Below are 20,295 nucleotides of genomic sequence, written 5' to 3' on the forward strand. Positions count from 1 at the left end.
CCAATGATAAATTTAAGGATGTTCCATGCTCTGGGTTTTAAAACGGAAACACTCATTGTATATTCCTATTAAAACCGCCTCTTTAAGGTAAGCAAATGAATCACTTAGTTCGCATTAAAAAAATGGTCACGCTTAAATTATTTTCTAATAATTCCGACTAATGTCGCTTTGTGACAAGAAACGAAAATTAGTGGTGCTTCTTTACATTAGGTTTTAAACGAAGCACCAAGGTTTCAGATATTTTGTCTTGAATGGCCTGTCTATTAGGGTCCCAATAAATTTGTAAGAAACCTAATAAGCCTGTCGCGAAGCCTGCACCATAGCCTCCATAGCGACCAAAACTTTCCCATAATGAGGGGTAATTTCCGTCGAGTTTAACCACTTCAATGCCAACAATTTTTTTGCCAATAGTCTGTCCGCGCCACCAGGCGGTAAATACGCTGAAATACAACGCTGCCCAGCCTAAGCCAAGGCCAAGGTCAGACATAATACCTTTAACCCATTGGACGACGCTATAAACCGCGTTTGTATCTTCACCAGCATCGTTTGCTTGAGTAATTTCGAGTATATCGTCGGTGTAGGCGTTACGCTCTTCGTTTAATGTGTTGACAAATTTGTCCATAAACACGGCTTTGTTCTCATCGCTCCATTCCTTTTGAGAGACAATATCACTTGTTGTTGCATTAATGTCTTGGACCGGGATTTCCATTGCAGCAGCCCCCGTTGCGACGGCTTCTGCATACTTAAGCAAGCATTCACTATCGCCTTTGCAACTGACATCTATGAGCGCTGCAGCAAGATCAAGAAGGCTTTTCATGGTTGCTTTATTTTCTTGCTGTTGTGCGGCGTTGGTTAACATCAGTTCATCGGGTTCGTCCATATCTGAAATAATCGCAAATATGATAAAGAACAATAAAAATGCAGCGCTTGCGCGCAACGTCAGTCGGATAAAATTCAAGCGCTTTTGTCGCTTTAAGCGACCATCTGCTTTAAAAAAAGTCATGGCAACAAAGCCAGCAAATAAGAGTGCGCTGAGTCCACTTAGCACGGCAATAAGAAATAGATCAATCATCATTGCAACAGCTCTTCGAGTCGGTGTTGCAAGAGGTTGACCGAGTAATTCAGGAGAAACCGTAAAAGCGTATGGTGTGACCATTGCGCGTGTTTCTTTGTCGCTTAGTTTGGTACTTTCTTGTGTCTGAGGGGTATTTTGTTCTGCATCATCAAGTGACCTTGATCTTGTTTGTATATGAACGTCCTCAATAGGCGAATCGACTTCTAATCTATTGCTATTTTTTTCAGGAATATCCACGCTTGTAACAATATCTTCGCCTTCAACAATATCCACGCTTTTTTCAGTAGCTTTAATAGCTTCAGTAGGTGACTCATCGTCCTCTTTGTTTTCTGTTTCATAAGACGAGGGATCGAGGTCAAAAGAGTGTTGTTTGGGATTGTCCGAAGAAGTCATAGTGAGTCCGTTTTTACCATTCTTGGGTTAATATTTTTTAAAATCAAATACACTTGAGTCAAAAACGCCATGCAATGAAACGGCTCGCTTTTGCACCTTGTGCCATATTAATGGTTTTACATTCGGTTGCACCAAGTTTCTCTGCCAGCGTTAGCAAAGGGAGGACATTATCTTTTTTGGATAGTAATGAGGTAAACCATTTCACTTGAGTTTTAAACGCGACACTTTCAGTGATCATGCTTTTGACAAATTCAAATTCACCCCCTTCGCACCATAATTCACTATGCTGCCCACCAAAATTGAGTGAAGACTGGTTTGTGGTTGTGGAGTCTTTACCTCTTCGCTTTTGACTGTGTCTCGCCAAATTTTGATTCTTTTTGCGACTGCCAGCCAAAGCGGCATCCGCAGAAATATGAAATGGTGGATTGCACAGACTAAAATCAAACAACTCATTGTCTTTGACAACACCCGAAAATATTGCTTTTGGCTGTTTTTGAAGACGCACACTTACTAATTTGCGCAAGTTAGGATTAGATTCAACAATAAGACTCGCAGCGGAATATGAAGCCTGATTAATATCGCTTCCTATCATATTCCAGCCATAGCTTTGGCTTGCCACTATTGGATAGATGAGATTTGCGCCAGTGCCAATATCTAAACCTCTGATTTGCTTTCCTTGAGGAATTTGACCGTCCTTGTCTTGTCCGAGTAAATCGGCGATGTAGTGGATGTAATCGGCTCGCCCAGGTACTGCGGGGCATAAAAAACCGGCAGGAATGTCCCAATGTTGGACTTGATAGAATTGCTTTAATAACCCAGCATTAAGGGCTTTTACTGCGCTAGGCTGTGAAAAATCGATGGTTAGTTTGCCCGCGGGATTGGCAGATAAAAATATTCTTAGGGGAGCATGTACTTGCGCTAACTTAACAAAGTCGTAGCCGTGATTGTGCACATTTCTATGATGCATTTCAGCTTTCGCATTGGTTTTTTTGTCCAATGCAGTTGAAGGGTCTGTAGCTAGGTGACCATTTTTAATCGATTTCATTTGCGCTGATTTCATTCTGCAATCACTAAATAATGCCTCAAATGCCTGCTTTCATTCATTCTATAACAACTTCACCTGCAAATCTGGTACTAATGTTGTTAGATCTTAATTTTGGAGACTGGGTCATGCGCACACACGTCTTTACTGTTCATCAACATGGTTTATACTTCTGTGTATGAGATATTTAGGCGAACCTGTTGCAAATGAATAAAGCCCAACCGCACCTGCATGCATGTCTGGAATGTGATCTCCTTGTAAACATGCCTGATGCTATTTCACATCGCACTAATGTTCATTGCCCAAGATGTAACCACAGCATTGCCATGGGGCACAATAACGCCAAACAATATGTATTGGCGACGAGTTTTACCGCTCTCATTTTAATGGTCGTCGCGTGCACATTTTCATTTATCTCTTTTTCTTCTAATGAACAAATCCGCACGATTAATTTATTGCAAACGTTTACAGAACTATATACGCAAGAGTACTACTTTGTTGCGGTTCTCGTTTTTTCCTTTATTTTGCTGCTCCCTACACTTTACTTAACGTCTGTTTGCCTTATTATTTTGTCGACCTTTCGAGGTTTTGAAATAGTGCCTTCGGTAGGGCTAGGTAAATTGATGAGTTATATTTTGCCATGGTCAATGGCCGAAGTATTTCTAATTGGCGTGTTAGTTGCACTAATTAAAGTGACTTCGATGGCCGATATCTCACTTGAACCATCTTTTTGGGCATATGTGATCTTTGCACCGTTATTCACGCATATTGTATCCGTCATAGACAGCCATAGATTATGGGATTGGATAGAACAAGCGGGTGCATGTTCACATGGTTAATTCAATAAAGCCAAAAACAGCGGCAAACAGCGGCTTAGTTAATTGTCTGGTGTGCCATCAATTAGCACCTATTGCCGCAACGCATTGTCAACGTTGCAATACTGCATTGTCATCTCGAGTCAAAAATAGTGTACAAATATCGTTGAGTCTTTTAGTCACTGCCATTTTGCTTTACATACCTGCAAATATTTACCCTATAATGAGCACAGAATTACTAGGTAAAACGACGCAGAGCACCATTATTGGTGGAATAGTTTTGTTCTTAGAACACGGTTCCTATTTTGTTGCTGCGGTCATCCTTATCGCCAGTGTAATTGTCCCGATAGCGAAAATGTTCGCTCTCGCTTGGCTGTGCTATTGTGCAACTAGGGCTGACGGCATTAAGCAATATGAGTTAACTCAATTATATCGAGTGACTGAATTTATAGGCAAGTGGTCGATGGTTGATGTATTTGTTGTGGCTATTTTAGTAGCCCTGATACAACTAGGCGAGATAATGTCAATTAAAGTTGGCTTTGCGGCAACCGCGTTTGCTGTTGTGGTAATAATGACGATGGTCAGTGCTCATCAGTTCGATACAAGGATCCTGTGGGATAGAGTGGACCAAGAATGACCAGTAACAAGAATGAAGAAAACGCACAATCTGAAAATGCTAAAACGGATCATCCCCAAAGTAGTGAGTCTCCCAATGCCGATAGTCCGCCTGAAACTAAAAGTGCAGACCAACTGAAACAAGATAAAAGCAAACAACAGCGGCAACAAAATCAAGCAATACCAACTAATGACCTTGACCAAAATACCACTTTAAACAACGTTGCTAGTGCACCGGTTATCGCTAATAAATCGAAATTTTCGATAATATGGATCTTACCAATCATTGCTGTGCTTATAGGTGTCGGCATGGTTTACAACGATTGGCAAAATCGTGGTATCCACATCCAAGTTGAATTCGAAACTGCAGAGGGATTGGAAGCAAAAAAAACGGTATTAAAAAACCGTAATGTAGGCATCGGCTTGGTCAAAAAAATTAGTTTTAGTGCAGACAAGAAAACTATTTTAGTGGATATTGAGGTTGACAAGTCAATGGACTCTTTTTTAGTTGAGGACAGTGAGTTCTGGGTCGTTAAACCGAGATTTGGCGCAACCGGTTTTACCGGCGTCGGAACACTGCTATCTGGCGCTTATATTGAGGTATCGCCCGGGCAGTCGAATAGTGAGAAATTTGCATTTGTGGGCCTTGAAACCCCACCGGTGACCTCACTTAATGCAGACGGTATTCACTTAAAACTAATTTCACGTGGCAATAAGCCGCTTAACGTCGGTAATCCTGTGTTGCACAAAGGGTTTGAAGTAGGGGCTGTTGAGTCAAAGTACTATGACGACCTTGAGCAAGAAGCTCATTATGACATTTTTATTCACGCTCCTTTTCACAATTTAGTGACTGAAAACACCTCATTTTGGAATGTCAATGGATTGTCGATTACAACCTCGACTCAAGGCGTCAGTTTAACTATGGCATCCCTAGATGCGCTGGTTGCTGGTGGTGTTGAATTTGGACTTGTTGATGATGCAGTGCCGGGAGTTGGTGTGCCGCAAAACCATCAATTTCAAGTTTATGATTCACAAGAAAGTATCGATGAGCAACGAAATTACAAGTTTATCGAGTATGTTATTTTAGTTGAAGACAGTGTCGGTGGCTTACACAAAGGTGCGCCAGTAGATTACCGAGGCATTAGACTTGGCACAGTCAGCAAACCCTATATGGAGTTCTGGGAAATTATTGATATAGCAGGGGTAGGCATAGAAGATCGCATTCCTGTTGTAATCAAACTTGAACCCGAGCGCTTGATGAAGAATGGATATATATCAATTGATATTTTCAAGGGAATGGTTGATGACTGGATCAAAGAAGGCCTAACAGCGTCTATTGAAAATGCGAACCTGATAACCGGAAACCTGAAAGTCAGCCTTCAGCCGGGTGGAAAGCCGATAAACGTAGTTGGTCAATTTGGTGAATACCCTGTTATTCCGGCGGCGCAAGGGGGCTTTGCGAGTTTAAGTAAAAAGTTAGAAAATATTTTGGGTGAACTCGAAAAATTACCATTAAATGCGACGCTTGCGAATATAAATGGATTAATAGATAGCGCAGATGAAACGGTCAAAACGTCAGCCAAGGTAATTGAAAAAGCGAGCATGACCTTGGGTACGTTAGAGCAAAGCTTGCAAGAATTACAGTCGACATTAAAAGGCTTGCAACCGGAGTCGCATGTATATCGTTCGGTTGAGCAAATGATAAAGAAAATTGAAATCGCCTTAGATGAAATAAAGCCTATTGTAAAAGAAGTACGTAACCAGCCCAATTCACTTGTGTTTGGTGGGCCGGCAGAAAGTGATAAACAGCCACAAGCATCTAAAAAAGAAGGTAACTAATATGCAAAAAATGTTTATGTTAACTGTGTTTTGTTTGTTGGTTATGTCATGCGGCACAATGTCACAAGCACCTGATCCGACTTACTACCTATTTGATGCTGAACCGAGAGTGCAAAAGCAAAAAACCACAACGACCAGAATTAAGCTAGAACAAATTAAACTCGCTGACTATTTAAGTACTAATCAGTTAGTTATGCGTGATGGTGGGCAGGTGCTTATTAAGGCCAATTATCACAGTTGGGCAGACAGTTTAGACGACGCTATTGGGCGTGCATTACTAAGCGACCTGAATACTTTAAATGAAAATAGTGAATTCGTAAGCCGGTGCAATAGTTGCGACAGTATTAGTGTGACAATAGAGCATTTCTATCCGGGGGCAGACGGTAAATTGCTACTGTCAGGTTTTTTCGAAATATCATCAAAAAATACTGAAAACACACTTTCTCGCTTTAAACTTGTTGATGATTTGAGCATTGACGGTTATGCCAATGCGGTAAAACAAATGCGGGAGCAAGTGGGCGCTCTCGCCATTCAAATTAACCAGAAGCTTTAAGTTAAAGCCTTACAACAGCAGTATTGTTCCCAAGCCAAGGAAGGCGACAAAACCGACTATGTCAGTAACCGTTGTCAAAATTACTGAGCCAGATAGCGCCGGATCAATTTTTAATTTAACAAGTATCACAGGCACAAAAACACCGGCAAACGCGGCTGCAACGATATTTAAGAAAATAGCGATAGCTATTACGGCGCCGAGTAATGGGTCACCAAACCATGCGAACGCAACTATACCAATGACAATGGCCCATATAATGCCGTTCAGTCCACCCACTTTCAATTCTTTGGATAGCAGTACCCTGGTATTGGCTGGGGTAACTTGTTTTAGTGCTAAGCCTCGTATAATAAGAGTCAGTGTCTGACTACCAGCAATGCCTCCCATACTTGCTACTACAGGCATTAATACAGCCAAAGCCACAACTTGCTGAAGGGTTGCTTCAAACATGCCAATAAAGGCGCTTGCCAAGAGTGCAGTCAGTAAGTTAATACCTAACCAGATTGCACGCCTCTTGGCACTTCTGCGAACCGCAGAAAATAAATCTTCGTTTTCATCCATACCGGCGCTAGCCATCAGTTGGCGCTCATAATACTCTTCGCTCAATTCAGAGGCTGTGGTAACGTCAATTCGGCCAATTAATTTACGATTTTCATCGATAACAGGCAATGCGCCATAGCTTGAATACAAAACATCTTTTACTACCTTTTGGCCTTCATCTGTGGCATTGATGACTGGAAAATCGTGCAATGCAAAATCAACTAAGGGAACGTGTTCCGGTAACGCGTAGAGCTTAGAAATAGGCACGGCCTCAGAAAAATGGCCAAAGCGGTTAATCAGAAAAATCACATCCGTGTGGCGCGGCATTTCGCGGCGTATAAGACGAATACCCTCACGCACTCTGGCATTCAAGGGAAGCACTAGATAGTCATGCGTAATCCAATGACCCACTTGTTCTTCTGGATATTGATTCGCTTCGGTAAAGTACTGCTTTTGTACTCTATCCATCGCCGCATACGCGCGCTCAACCAACTCTTCAGGTAGTGAATCAGCAAGTTCAAGCAAGTCTTCGGCTTCAATACCGACAAACAATTTATCCCATCGTTCGGGCTCGGTTGCTCGCACCAATACTTCACGAGGATCGCCGCGCATGGCAATAAGTATATCGAGCTTTTTATGTTCCGGGAGAGTCTGCCAGAGGCTTAAACGCTGTTCTATCGGCAATGACTCGAGTAGCAATGCCATCTCATCTTCATCAGCCTGCGCAATAATTGCAGCCACGCCTATTCCACTGTCACTCAATTCCGAGTGGCTAATGACCTCTTCAATCAAATCAGGTAATAGTTCAGACATCCGAAAGTCTCCAAAAAGGGGGGCGATAATGTGCGTAGATTCACATCAAATGAAATAAACTGCAATGGATATTTCGGGTTTTTTGCACATAAATAAGCCTAATTTATGCCCTCATTTATACACATAAAGTGGTGCAATTTAGTGGATTATTTACTGGTGTTGACGGTGCATTACAAAAACGTAATTGCTCAAGTGCCTACCGCTTCTAATGAAGCACCGTTGGACAGGTTGCGGTAATATCAATACACCCATAACTAGGTAATGGAATGTTGATACCATCCGCGGTAGTGGCGCTATCTAGGAGTACAACTTGACGCATATACGTCTTTAAATGAGCTGGATTAACTTTTCTCTTCGGGTTTGAAGACTTTAAATCCACATAAACCGATGATAGTGATAATGCCGACGAGTAATCCAATCCACGGTTCGAACACGCTAAATGCCATTGCGGTTATGACCATCGCTCCACGCTCTGTCGCATCCTGCACGAGCGATAGGGCCAGGGTGGCACACGCAAACGCAGTTAATACTAATGTCACTGCCAAGGCCACTGGCAATAGCGGTTGTAATAACGTGACTAATGGCAGGAAAACAAACAGAAATGGCAGACCAAACGCATAGAAACTGCCAATGCTATCGAAAATTGAATCTAGTTTGTCGCGACCTTGAGACCAACGTTTAAGAAGAACCACTTGTATTCCTGTCCACAGCACTCCTTGAGTCGCAAAGAACGGGGCGATGATCCCCATTAATATGTTTCTGATACCTGTAGCCATATGCGCGCGGCTGCTATCTAATTCTAATTTCTCATCGCTGCGAGCTTTTTGCGCTTGCTCTATCATTTCGTTGCCGGTGACCACATCACCGAAAAACAAGATATAGGTGATTAGGGCTAATGGAAACGAAGCGATAAAAGTGTCTATTGATGGCCAGCCAATCACGAATGGTGACGCTTTTTGCCAAAGTGCAGTTGCCGACGTGCCAACATCTAGAATTTCCCAGCGGATATTGTATTCAAATTCACCGGTAAAATATCCAACAGTGCCAGCCACAACAAAGCCCGGTAGTAAGCCAAATCCAAGTAGCTTGGCCAGCCATCTTCGGTCCGTCGCAATCGCATGTAAAGGTTTAGAAAATGCAAAAACTAAACAGACAACAACACCCAGAGTACCTGCTATTGGAGCTGACTGAAATACATTCGCCGCATCACCATCTTTGGTTACGCGCAAGAAGGCAGCGACGGCTGCGCCGAGTATGATGCCGCCTTTAAATACATTGGGTACAATCTTAATTAACTTTTCTCCGAGGCCGGTAGCGCCTAAAAAAATAAGAATAAATGCAAAATTTAATGAAAGTGCAGTCATGGCCTGAAATTGAGAAGTATGATCACCTAAATAGGCCGGCGCCGTTATAAATGCGACTACAAAGGGGATTGCGGGTGTTAACCAACCCGGTGCATAGGGGTCGCCAAAAAACATCCAAGAAAAAGAAATGAGTAAACTATGGAACATTGCCATTGTCACGGCTTCTTCGAAGTTAAGCCCTAACAACGCCATAAAATAAGGTACCAACGCCATTCCGGTTGCACCTGCTACGGCTAGGCCTTGTAGCATGTCAGCTAGTGAAAAACGTAAATGAATCAGTGGGATCCGCATCGTAAACGGACCCCATTTAAAACCGGGTTGAACCTCTCCATCAAGTCTTGTCTTTGCCATATTATTATTCTCAGTATTTAACTATAATTCCAATACAAACAAATTCTTTGGCATGCGTTATTGAATCAACTGTTTGTATTTGTTTAATAAACGAGCGATCATTATTACATCATTTTTTACAAAAAAGACTTAATTATTTTACATTTTTTTAGAGCTTTTTTTATACAGTGCGTTGTCGAAGTCTTTACACTGATTGATTTTCGAACTAGTCTATCTGTCCACTGAAAGAACGTAAACACTTCAAAAGGATTTGCCCTGTATGTCAATTATCAGTACTAAACCGCTAACTTGTTTGTCGTATTCTGCTCTATTCAGCTTGAGCGTTTTAAGTTCAGCCTGCGTTGCGCAAGCGCCTCCTATTGTTCAGCCTGGTGCGCCTGGACAAATATCACGCACGTTGAGTGCGCAAGATGCAGTCAAAATAGCGAATACAAGTTTTACTCGTGACGACGTTCTGTTTATGCAAAACATGATCCCGCATCATGGACAGGCCGTGGACATGGCTGTGTTGGTCGAGGATCGAACCAATAATGAAGATCTAATCGATATTGCAGGTCGCATTCGCAAATCGCAGGCCGATGAAATTGCTTTTATGCAAGACTGGTTAGCGCAACGCAGTGAAGCCACAGATATTGATCATTCCATGCACATGGACCACAGCTTAATGGGGATGGCGAACGCAGATGAAATGGACCAACTTGAGGCAGCGAAAGGCACTGATTTTGATCGCTTATTCTTAAGCTTGATGATACCTCATCATGAGGGTGCACTGAGAATGGTGGATGATTTACTTGAGCAGTCAGGTTCGGCATATGATCCTATTTTGTTTGACTTCGTCAATGATGTTGTCAATGATCAAAAAGTTGAAATTACGCGAATGAACGCTCTGTTTTCAGGCCTTTCAACGGATCAACGAGTCGGACTCAAAGCTGGTTTTAGAGATGCGGGTGAAGCCGCTCTAAATCTAAAATTAATTAAAACACTGCCAAGACCAAATGGTTTTTTCGATCCTAATAATCCGTCAAATATACCACCAGTTAAAATGCCCTCAGCAGATGATAAGTCTGAAAGTCGAGAGAATGAAGACGGCGGGGATGTAAAAACAGAGTGGGCAGAGCGTTGGCCATTACTTAGTTTTTGGAACACAGATATGGCATTTTCAGGCAATATTTTAGTTGCTGGGAATTATCATGGATTTAATATTTATAACTTAAGTGAGAATGGCGAGCCAAGCCTAGCAAGTTCGATTGTTTGTCCTGGTGGTCAGGGCGATGTCTCTATTGTGGGTGATTTACTGATCATGTCAGTCGAACAAACCCGCGGTCGTATTGATTGTGGTCTGCAAGGTATCAGTGACGATATCAGTGAGCAACGTTTTCGTGGATTGCGTATTTTTGATATCTCAGACATCACCATGCCCAGACAGGTAGGGCTTGTACAAACCTGCAGAGGATCGCATACGCATTCAATAGTGTCCTCAGATGAAGACACAATTATTGTTTATAACTCAGGTACGGCAGGTGTGCGCGATGAAGAAGAATTAGAAGGTTGTATTGGAGACATTGCGGGTGATAACCGCACCGCATTGTTCCGTATAGACGTAATAGAAATACCGGTGAAAACCCCAGAGAAAGCGCGTATTACCTCAAGCCCTGCGGTTTTTTCTGATGATGAAGGACGTTTGCCCGGCTTATGGCGGGGTGGCGATCATGGCGACGGCACTCAACACACAAGTATGACTGACCAATGTCATGATATTACTGTGTTTCCAGCATTAAAATTGGCCGCAGGTGCTTGCTCAGGTAACGGTATATTACTAGACATCTCTGACCCATTGCAGCCAAAACGTATTGATGAAGTATCTGATCCAGGCTTCGCCTATTGGCATTCAGCAACATTCAATAACGACGGCACCAAGGTTCTATTCACCGATGAGTGGGGCGGTGGCACCCAGCCTCGTTGCCGAGCATCTGATCCAAAATCGTGGGGAGCCAACGCGTTTTATGATGTTAAAGACGGTAAGTTGATTTTTCAAAGCTATTACAAAATTGATGCACCACAATCGGAACAAGAGAATTGTGTTGCTCATAATGGCTCAGTAGTGCCAGTGCCGGGACGCGATATTTTTGTTCAAGCTTGGTATCAAGGCGGCTTGTCAGTTATCGATTTTACCGATACAGTTAATCCCGTTGAAATTGCCTATTTTGACCGTGGCCCTATTCATGATGAACGGATGGTGATTGGTGGCTACTGGTCAACATATTGGTATAACGGGAAAATTTACGGTACTGAAATACTGCGTGGTCTTGATGTCATCGAGCTGCAAGTTAGTGAATTTCTGACTGAAAATGAATTAGCGGCGGCGAAATTAGCGGACATGGGTGATACGTTCAATCCTCAGCAGCAGTTTCAGGTCACTTGGCCACTAAGCCCAGTTGTTGGATTAGCTTATATCGATCAACTGGAGCGCGATGGTGGTATGGGTCAAGCTGATATTGATGCCGCTAAGGCCTTACTCAGTAAGGCACAAGTCTCGTTGGCCAATGGTAATGGATCTGCAACACTGTCTGACGCACTTGCAGCGTTAGCGCGTGATATAAACGCAACCAATGATGGCGTAAATACTCACAAACGTATAGTAGGCCTACGTGACATTCTCAATAATGCAGCTGAAATAATGCAGCTGAAATAATGCAGCTGAAATAATGCAGCGGAAATAATGCAGCGGAAATAATGCAGCTGAAATAATGCAACGGAAATAATGTGGCTAACTGAAAAAAGCGCATGACTTTTCTAAATGCGCCCTGAAAGTTAGCCACTATTTTCGGGAGGTATGAACAAATCTAAACACGCTCTAATGTTCAATAAAAACCGTAATGTCCAAAAGCCCAATTGGGTTTTATTGTGGACTTTTTTTTATGTTAATGTAACAAACTCTTCGCCACTGGTCGGATGAATGGCTACACAGGCATCAAAGTCTACTTTCGTTGCGCCCATTTTAATCGCCACAGCGAAGCCTTGCAGAATTTCGTCCATACCAAATCCAATACCGTGGAGACCCACCACCTTTTCATTAACACCTTCACAAATAAGCTTCATTTTTGTCGCTTGTCGGTGCGAGGTCACCGCTGTGTACATAGCAGCAAAACTAGAGTTGTATACTTTGATATTAGATTCGCCATATTTTTCAAGCGCTTCTTTCTCACTCAAGCCGATGGTACCAATAGCAGGATGACTAAATACCACGGTTGGAATAAGGTCATAATCCATGTGTGCGTCAGTTTTAGAGTTGAATAATCGCTCACTCAGCAATCTGCCAGCCTTGACTGCAACAGGTGTTAAGTCCACTTTGCCGATATTGTCTCCCACAGCATATATGCCCGCCGCGGTCGTATTTTGGTATTTATCTACCTTCACGTAGCCTCGCTCATCTAGCTCCACATCAGTATTTTCGATATTGATTTTGTCGTTGGCAGGTTCTCGGCCAATAGCCCAAATTACGGCATCACAATCAATATAACCACCGCTATTAAGCTTAACTTTTAACGATCCATCTGCTTGTTTTTCAATAGCAGTAACTTCGGTATAAGGATGCAGCTTTGGACCGTCCTCTGCCATAATTTCAACCAATGTGTCAGACAACATATCGTCGAAATTACGTAGTGGTTTTTCACGACGCACCAACAAGTGTGTTTCAGAACCCAGTGAATGCATTACACCGGCTAATTCAACTCCTATATAGCCGGCGCCAATCACTACGACTCTTTTAGGTTGTTCACTGACATCAAAAAATTCGTCTGAATTAATTCCTAGTTCTGCTCCTGGTATATCTGGTTTTATGGGGCGCCCACCCGTAGCAATGGTAATGTGGTCTGCCGTGTATATATCACCATCAACAGCAATGGTGTGATTGTCGATAAACGTGGCAAAACCTTTAATAAGTTCAACGCCATTTTTGCCTAATACGCGATCATAAGATTGATGAATGCGATCAATATATGCGTTGCGACTAGCAACCAATGTTGCCCAACTAAAGCTATTAACGGTAATATCGAAACCATAGTCGGGGCTATACTTATGAATAGCTTCTGCGACTTGTGCACCAAACCACATGGCTTTTTTAGGAATACAACCTACATTAACGCAGGTACCGCCAATGTCTTTGGCTTCAATAATCGCAGCTTTTTTGCCGTACATTGATGCACGATTTGCGGATGCAATACCTCCACTACCGCCACCAATGGAGATAAAATCGAAATGTTTTTTCACTTGCGGGTTATGTGTTTTTGTATTCATTTTGTTCCTAAAAAAGTGACTGCGTTAAATCTAGTACGTCAAATATGCCTACTAGACCGGAATTATCAAGTGTTCGTTCAAAAAAAGTTTTATTTACCATTGTGATCCCATCCTGAATACCCAATTATAAATAAACTACATTGTAAGCATTTTTGCTGACAACAACGAACAACGATGAGATCCTTTATGAATGCAATCGAAAACGTGAGCGGGCTTCCTCTTTTTTCAAAAATTGATACCCAAGATATTGTTCCGGCCATTGAAAAAGCCATTGAAAACTGCAAGGCAGTGATTGAAGACGTGGTTAAAAACGGACAAGCTACCTACGCCCAAGTTGTCGAACGTATAGAAGATACTGACGACGTATTGTCAAAAATGTGGTCGCCCATTGGTCATATGAACTCGGTAGTCAGCAGTGACAAACTTCGTGAAGCTCATGATGCTTGCCTGCCTATGTTATCCGAATTTGGTACTTGGGTTGGCCAAAACCAAGCATTGTTTAGCCTGTATCAGCAACTCCGGGACAGTCAAGAATTTACTACATTAGATGAAGCGCAACAAAAAGTGGTCACTAATGCCATTCGGGACTTCACGCTTTCTGGTGTTGGCTTACAGAACGATAAAAAGAAACGCTACGCAGACATACAAAGCCGTCTGTCAGATTTATCATCTACCTTTAGTAATAATGTTATGGACGCGACGATGGCGTGGACTAAACAGATAACGGATGAGGCAGATCTTGCCGGTTTACCTGATTCTGCAAAGGCAGCAGCAGCCCAAACTGCGAGAAAAAAAGGCGTTGATGGTTGGTTGTTTACGCTCAACATTCCAAGTTATTTGCCGGTCATGTTGTATGCTGATAACGGCGCATTACGTGAAGAGATGTATCGTGCATATAGTTCAAAAGCATCAGATCAAGGGCCCAACGCAGGTGAGTTTGATAATACGGCTAACATCGATGAGATACTTTCTTTAAAGCAAGAAGCCGCGGTTTTACTTGATTTCACTTCCTATGCGGAACGTTCGTTAGCTACCAAAATGGCAAAATCAACAGAGCAAGTCACACAGTTTTTGGGAGACTTAGCAAAACGTTCAAAACCGCAAGCGCAAGTTGAACTAAAGGAGATCGTTGATTTTGCCTCCCAGCAACATGCCCAAAAAGATTTACAAGCATGGGATTACACTTATTTTGGTGAAAAATTAAAACAGCAAAAATACGCAATATCAGACGAACAATTACGTCCATATTTTCCTGAAAAACAAGTGCTGAAAGGCTTGTTTGAAGTTGTTTCACGTTTGTATGGTTTGCGCATTGAGCAACAAGAAGATGTTGATGTGTGGCATCAAGATGTTTCGTTTTACACAATATTTGATGCCGACAATCAACACCGTGGTTCTTTTTACTTCGACTTATATGCTCGCGATAAAAAGCGTGGCGGTGCATGGATGGATGATTGCAGAAGCAGACGTCGACTACCGGATGGGGAGTTACAGCTTCCAGTCGCTTACATGGTATGTAACTTTAGTAGCCCTGTTGATGGCAAACCGGCGCTATTTACGCATGATGAAGTGGTCACGTTGTTCCATGAATTCGGACATGGTCTTCATCACATGTTAACCAAAATTGAAGCCGGTGGTGTTTCAGGTATCAATGGTGTTGCTTGGGATGCGGTAGAGTTACCCAGTCAGTTTCTTGAAAACTGGTGCTGGCAACCAGAAGCCTTGAGTTTTATCTCTGGCCATTTTGAAACTGGCGAAGCTTTGCCAAGTGAATTATTAGAAAAAATGTTAGCAGCCAAAAACTATCAATCGGCAATGCAAATGGTCAGGCAGCTAGAGCTAAGCATGTTTGACTTTACGCTTCACCAGCAAAACAATGATGAAAAATCAGTGCAACAAATACTGGATGAAGTTCGACAAGAGGTGGCGGTAGTTATTCCACCTACGTTTAATAAATTTCAAAACAGCTTTGGGCATATATTTGCGGGTGGTTATGCCGCCGGTTATTACAGTTATAAATGGGCTGAAGTATTGTCCTCCGATGCCTTTGGTCGCTTTGAAGAGGAAGGTATCTTTAATCAAGAAACCGGCCGAGCTTTTCTGAATAATATTCTTGAAATGGGTGGCAGTAAAGAGCCCATGGAATTGTTCGTTGCGTTTAGAGGTCGTGAACCAGAAGTTGATGCACTGCTGCGCCACTCGGGTATTGCGGCATGAGTTTAGCTCGGTCAAAAGATATTGATGTCAAAGCAGAAGCCTTTGCGAGTCTTTATGACCGAGTCTGCAAACGCAAAGGTAGTGAGGCAATGGTTAGAGATTTACTGTCGCAGCCCGCTAGCAGAAAACAGATACTGGATACACCAGACGATCGCTTTTTAGCCGAGTTTACAAAGAAAGTTTTTCAGTCAGGCTTTGTCTGGCGTGTCGTACGTCAGAAATGGCCAAATTTTGAACAGGTTTTTTTTGGTTTTGATATCAATAAAATATTATTAATGCCTGATGAAATGCTAGAGCAAAAAGCAACAAACCCCGCGATTATTCGCAACTTTAATAAAGTAAAAACAATCCGCGAAAATGCATGGATGATTGATGACATTCGTCGCAGTCACGGCAGTTTTGCAAATTTCGTTACGCAATGGCCGCAAGATGATCTTATTGGTTTATGGGATTATCTTAAGAAAAAAGGCGCAAGACTAGGTGGCAACACTGGGCCTTATGCTTTACGCACGCTCGGCGTGGACACATTCTTGTTAAGTCGTGACGTCGAGGCTTATTTTGTTGAACATGGATTAATTAGCGGTTCTGCTAGATCGAAACGCAGTTTAAATACAATTCAAAATACTTTTTTTGATTGGCAAAAAGAGAGCGGTTTATCGTTACAAGAACTCAGCCAAATTGTGTCTTTCAGTTGCGGTGATAACTATGTCGGTATGGTTCAGTAATCTTAAAACAGCGATAAATGAATGCTGCGCATATTTTCCTAGCCCAAGTTCAGCTTAGTTGATGTATTTATTCCGATTTTTAGCTACAATTAGGTTATTAGTTAGCTGCAATTAACGCAGTAGAGAGAGTATGAATTTTCACTAAACACGATTCTAGGAAGCTACTTGTGAACGTTATTTATCAAAAGTAACGCTTTTTAAGTCACTGCCGGACAGTCATTTATTAAGAAATCACTTATACTCAGTTAGCGAGTTATAGAACTTTACTTAAAGAGAGTCACTGTTAACTAATTCATCAGTATCAAAATTCTTAAAAGAAGCAACTAAAATGCAAAGAACAAAACAAACACCAGCAGAAAAATCCGATGATGAGCGCGGTGAGAATTTGCTCGATCATTTAAGCGCTTCAGAGGATACAGCTTCAGAGAAAACAGCCACAGAGCAAACGCATTTTGGTTTCAAGCAAGTTGCGAAAGAACAAAAGCAGTCGATGGTTGCCGATGTTTTCCATTCCGTTGCGGCGAAATATGATGTGATGAATGATCTGATGTCATTAGGTATTCACCGTATTTGGAAACGCTACACTATTGATTGCAGCGGTATTCGCCCAGGTCAAAAAGTATTGGATCTTGCGGGTGGAACGGGTGACTTAGCCGCCAAGTTTAGTCGTATGGTTGGTGCAACGGGGCAGGTGACATTGGCCGATATCAATCATTCTATGCTTTTGGTGGGTAAAGAAAAACTCACCAATATGGGCATAATGTCTAATCTCAATTATGTGCAGGCCAATGCTGAAGCGCTGCCATTCCCAGACAATCATTTCGACTTAGTGACCATGGCGTTTGGGTTGCGTAATGTGACAGAAAAATCAAATGCACTCGCTTCTATTTTTCGTGTTTTAAAGCCAGGCGGTCGCTTGTTAGTGCTGGAGTTTTCAAAACCGACCAGTGACGTATTGAGCAAAATTTATGATACGTATTCATTTCATCTATTGCCAAAAATAGGGCAGTTAGTTGCTAATGACGCAGAGAGTTACCAATATTTAGCTGAATCTATTCGTATGCATCCTGATCAAGAAACGCTTGAAGCTATGATGAAAGAGGTGGGCTTCGAACAAACCACATTTACAAATCTAAGCGGTGGTATTGTGGCGTTGCATAGAGGGTTCAAATTCTAAATGTATGAAGCTCAAGTTATGACCGCTGCTGTTGAATTTGCGATAAATAAGATATTGTCCTTTGATGAAGACAGTCACGTGCTGTTGCAGCCTCTAGTTGGTAAGCAATGCGAAATAAAGTTACATGAGTTACCCTTTCCACTGGTGTTTAACTTTCACGCGACAAGAGTTGAAGTCAGCTCTTTATCTAGTTCTTTACCCAGCCCTTTATCCGGCCCTTTATCAAATCATGCAAGCGAGCAGGTTGCAGCACAAAAAAAACATCAAAAAAGCCACAACTATTGCGCCATAAGCCTATCGATATTTATTATTAGTGAGCTAAAAGATACCAGTAATATCACTCGGCTTATTCGTGAAAATAAACTCGATTTTGATGGTGACTTACAAATCGCTAGGAACATGAGTGAATTATTTGTTGGATTAAATATTGATATCGAAGAAATTCTTTCTAAACATCTTGGTGATATCGCGGCACATAATGCAATGCAGGGCGCCGAGTCTTTTGGCCAGTTCATTAAAAGCAAGCATACGCTAGCAATGCAAGCCCTGAGCCACATATTACTCGATGAAAAGCCGATTGGTGTTAGGCCGATTATGCTCGAGAACTATATACAAGAAGTGTCTGAAGTGCGAGATACGGCAGCAAGACTAGAAGCTCGGTTGGCGATCCTAGAGAATAAAGCTAGGAAAAAGCAGAAATGAATATTAGGAAACAAAATACGGTCGGTGAATATACTTCTTATCGCTACCCAGGAGATGCCAACAACACCATAAATGTGCTCAATGTAGAGCATGTAAATAAGTTCTCTAACCATCATCAGCAGGGAAGTAAACGTGCAAATTAGACGCTTTTATGACATCGGTAAAGTGTTGTTACAGCACGGACTCGACGAGATTATACCAGCACGTTTTAAGCCATGGTATGTGCGCTTCGCCCGCCGCTGTATTTTTTGGTTGCCAAATAACCACAAGAATCAATCCGAAGGGCGTCGACTGCGTTTGGCACTTGAAACCTTAGGCCCTGTTTATATTAAGTTTGGGCAAATGCTGTCAACGCGTCGCGATTTGCTAAGTGATGACATAGCAACAGAATTGAGTATGTTACAAGACAACGTGCCGCCATTTGACCCCGAAATAGCGCAAGATATGATCAAACGATCATTAGAAATTACAGATTTGTCTGTGCTTTTTTCAGACTTTATGGCTAAACCTTTAGCGTCCGCTTCGATTGCACAAGTGCATACTGCAACTTTAAAAAGTGACAATAAAGAAGTTGTTATTAAAGTATTGCGCCCGAACATTCGACAGACTATTGAAGCGGATGTTGATTTGTTGTTGAGTATCGCGCGAATTTTAAAACAATGGCTTCCTGACGGCAAGCGTTTGCGCCCAGTTGAAGTGGTGGAAGAATACAAGCGTACCATTCTTGATGAGCTAGACTTGCTGAGAGAGGCGGCAAATGGAATACAAATTAAACGCAATTTTCAAGATTCTGATTCGTTATATGTCCCCTATTTTTATAGCGAACATTGCCGCAAAGACGTCATTGTCATGGAACGTATTTTTGGTATTCCGATATCAGACGTGACTGCATTGAGAGCGCAAAATACAAATATGAAATTGCTTGCTGAACGCGGTGTCGAAGTATTCTTTACCCAAGTATTCAGAGACAGCTTTTTTCACGCCGATATGCACCCTGGAAATATTTTCGTCAGCAGGGAACACCCTGAAAATCCTCTTTATATTGGTATAGACTATGGGATTGTCGGCACATTAAGCAAACAAGATAAGCGTTATTTGGCAGAAAATTTTATTGCCTTTTTCAATCGCGATTACCGAAAAGTAGCAGAGCTCCATGTCGATTCTGGCTGGGTGCCTGCGGATACTAATATTGCTGATTTTGAAATGGGTATCCGCACAGTTTGCGAACCGATTTTTCAAAAACCACTCGAAGACATCAGTTTTGGTAATATCTTGCTGCAACTGTTTAATACCGCTCGTCGCTTTAATATGGTGGTTCAGCCGCAACTGGTGTTATTGCAAAAAACACTGTTATATGTCGAAGGTCTTGGCCGTCAGCTCTACCCGCAGTTAGATCTTTGGAAAACCGCAAAGCCTTTTCTAGAGAACTGGATGAAAGAGCAAGTGGGACCTAAAGCGATGTTTAAAAAGGTGTATGAAAACTTACCATTTTGGAATGAGAAGCTGCCTGAAATGCCCGACTTAATATATGACGGTATGAAGCAATTGAAACGCCTTCCAATTGAACAACAAAAACACCATGAAATGCATATTGAAGCCATTAAGAACACCCAAAAAGCCCGTTTTTATAGCCACCTTGCCGCCGCATTTTCGGTGGTAGCCGTATTGATGTACCTTTTTGAAAAGCCAGTTTGGTGTAGCATTGGTTTAGGCTTCTTTGGTGGTATTTGCTGGTTGATGTCGTGGCGTAAGCTTTCTTAGACACCAATTTGATTGTATAA

General features: G+C 42.1%; 16 protein-coding genes. 11 read left to right on the top strand and 5 right to left on the bottom strand.

The features are described from left to right. Nucleotides 1-187: 187 nt before the first annotated feature. Together CXF81_RS15690 and rlmF are read right to left on the bottom strand one after the other, a co-directional pair. Entirely contained in the window at nt 188-1,468 is a 1,281-nt protein-coding gene (locus CXF81_RS15690; protein ID WP_101182277.1) for an RDD family protein, read from the bottom strand. Between the two features lie 58 nt (nt 1,469-1,526). Then, nucleotides 1,527-2,528, bottom strand: coding sequence for a 23S rRNA (adenine(1618)-N(6))-methyltransferase RlmF (rlmF, locus tag CXF81_RS15695; protein WP_101182278.1), 1,002 nt, complete (start codon nt 2,526-2,528; stop codon nt 1,527-1,529). Nucleotides 2,529-2,716: 188 nt separating this feature from the next. Here rlmF and CXF81_RS15700 point away from each other — a divergent pair, with 188 nt between their 5' ends. The 4 genes from CXF81_RS15700 to CXF81_RS15715 are packed head-to-tail and all read left to right on the top strand — an operon-like array spanning nt 2,717 to nt 6,332. After that, nucleotides 2,717-3,349: a paraquat-inducible protein A gene (locus CXF81_RS15700; RefSeq protein ID WP_101182279.1), complete on the top strand. Its 633-nt coding sequence runs from the start codon at nt 2,717-2,719 to the stop codon at nt 3,347-3,349. Further along, entirely contained in the window at nt 3,342-3,962 is a 621-nt protein-coding gene (locus CXF81_RS15705; protein ID WP_101182280.1) for a paraquat-inducible protein A, read from the top strand. The genes CXF81_RS15700 and CXF81_RS15705 overlap by 8 nt, the downstream gene beginning before the upstream one ends. Continuing rightward, on the top strand, nt 3,959-5,779 hold the full coding sequence (locus CXF81_RS15710; protein WP_101182281.1) for an intermembrane transport protein PqiB: 1,821 nt from the start codon (nt 3,959-3,961) through the stop codon (nt 5,777-5,779). Before CXF81_RS15705 ends, CXF81_RS15710 begins: the two co-directional genes overlap by 4 nt. Before the next feature lies 1 nt (nt 5,780). Then, a complete protein-coding gene (locus CXF81_RS15715; RefSeq protein WP_101182282.1) occupies nt 5,781-6,332 on the top strand; it encodes a membrane integrity-associated transporter subunit PqiC in 552 nt (183 codons plus the stop codon). Between the two features lie 9 nt (nt 6,333-6,341). Here the strand turns inward: CXF81_RS15715 and CXF81_RS15720 are convergent, their stop codons facing one another. Beyond that, nucleotides 6,342-7,682 (bottom strand): magnesium transporter, encoded by a 1,341-nt coding sequence (locus CXF81_RS15720; RefSeq protein ID WP_101182283.1) that lies wholly within the window; start codon nt 7,680-7,682, stop codon nt 6,342-6,344. Between the two features lie 341 nt (nt 7,683-8,023). Beyond that, nucleotides 8,024-9,397, bottom strand: a complete 1,374-nt coding sequence (locus CXF81_RS15725) for a xanthine permease (RefSeq protein WP_232771966.1) — start codon at nt 9,395-9,397, stop codon at nt 8,024-8,026. 259 nt (nt 9,398-9,656) lie between these two features. Between CXF81_RS15725 and CXF81_RS15730 the strand changes: the two genes are divergently transcribed. Beyond that, nucleotides 9,657-12,089 carry a DUF305 domain-containing protein gene (locus tag CXF81_RS15730; protein ID WP_101182284.1) on the top strand — a complete coding sequence of 811 codons (2,433 nt, stop codon included), beginning with the start codon at nt 9,657-9,659 and terminating at the stop codon, nt 12,087-12,089. A gap of 224 nt (nt 12,090-12,313) precedes the next feature. On the opposite strand, the gene gorA is transcribed toward CXF81_RS15730, so the two are convergent. Beyond that, nucleotides 12,314-13,693 carry a glutathione-disulfide reductase gene (gorA, locus tag CXF81_RS15735; protein ID WP_101182285.1) on the bottom strand — a complete coding sequence of 460 codons (1,380 nt, stop codon included), beginning with the start codon at nt 13,691-13,693 and terminating at the stop codon, nt 12,314-12,316. Nucleotides 13,694-13,879: 186 nt separating this feature from the next. Between gorA and prlC the strand changes: the two genes are divergently transcribed. The 6 genes from prlC to ubiB all read left to right on the top strand — a co-directional run bounded on the left by prlC (nt 13,880) and on the right by ubiB (nt 20,275). Further along, complete coding sequence (prlC, locus tag CXF81_RS15740) at nt 13,880-15,910, top strand: oligopeptidase A (protein WP_101182286.1); 2,031 nt, start codon at nt 13,880-13,882, stop codon at nt 15,908-15,910. Then, nucleotides 15,907-16,635: a DNA-3-methyladenine glycosylase I gene (locus CXF81_RS15745; protein WP_101182287.1), complete on the top strand. Its 729-nt coding sequence runs from the start codon at nt 15,907-15,909 to the stop codon at nt 16,633-16,635. Before prlC ends, CXF81_RS15745 begins: the two co-directional genes overlap by 4 nt. Nucleotides 16,636-16,963: 328 nt before the next feature. Next, nucleotides 16,964-17,812 carry a bifunctional demethylmenaquinone methyltransferase/2-methoxy-6-polyprenyl-1,4-benzoquinol methylase UbiE gene (gene ubiE / locus CXF81_RS15750; RefSeq protein WP_232771967.1) on the top strand — a complete coding sequence of 283 codons (849 nt, stop codon included), beginning with the start codon at nt 16,964-16,966 and terminating at the stop codon, nt 17,810-17,812. Continuing rightward, nucleotides 17,813-18,514, top strand: a complete 702-nt coding sequence (locus CXF81_RS15755) for an SCP2 domain-containing protein (RefSeq protein WP_101182288.1) — start codon at nt 17,813-17,815, stop codon at nt 18,512-18,514. Further along, nucleotides 18,511-18,657 (top strand): hypothetical protein, encoded by a 147-nt coding sequence (locus CXF81_RS19955; protein WP_157825575.1) that lies wholly within the window; start codon nt 18,511-18,513, stop codon nt 18,655-18,657. Before CXF81_RS15755 ends, CXF81_RS19955 begins: the two co-directional genes overlap by 4 nt. Then, a complete protein-coding gene (ubiB, locus tag CXF81_RS15760) occupies nt 18,647-20,275 on the top strand; it encodes a ubiquinone biosynthesis regulatory protein kinase UbiB (RefSeq protein ID WP_101182289.1) in 1,629 nt (542 codons plus the stop codon). Before CXF81_RS19955 ends, ubiB begins: the two co-directional genes overlap by 11 nt. The last annotated feature ends 20 nt before the right edge of the window (nt 20,276-20,295 follow it).

Source organism: Glaciecola sp. 33A (genome assembly GCF_002836745.1).
Classification (GTDB): domain Bacteria; phylum Pseudomonadota; class Gammaproteobacteria; order Enterobacterales; family Alteromonadaceae; genus Glaciecola.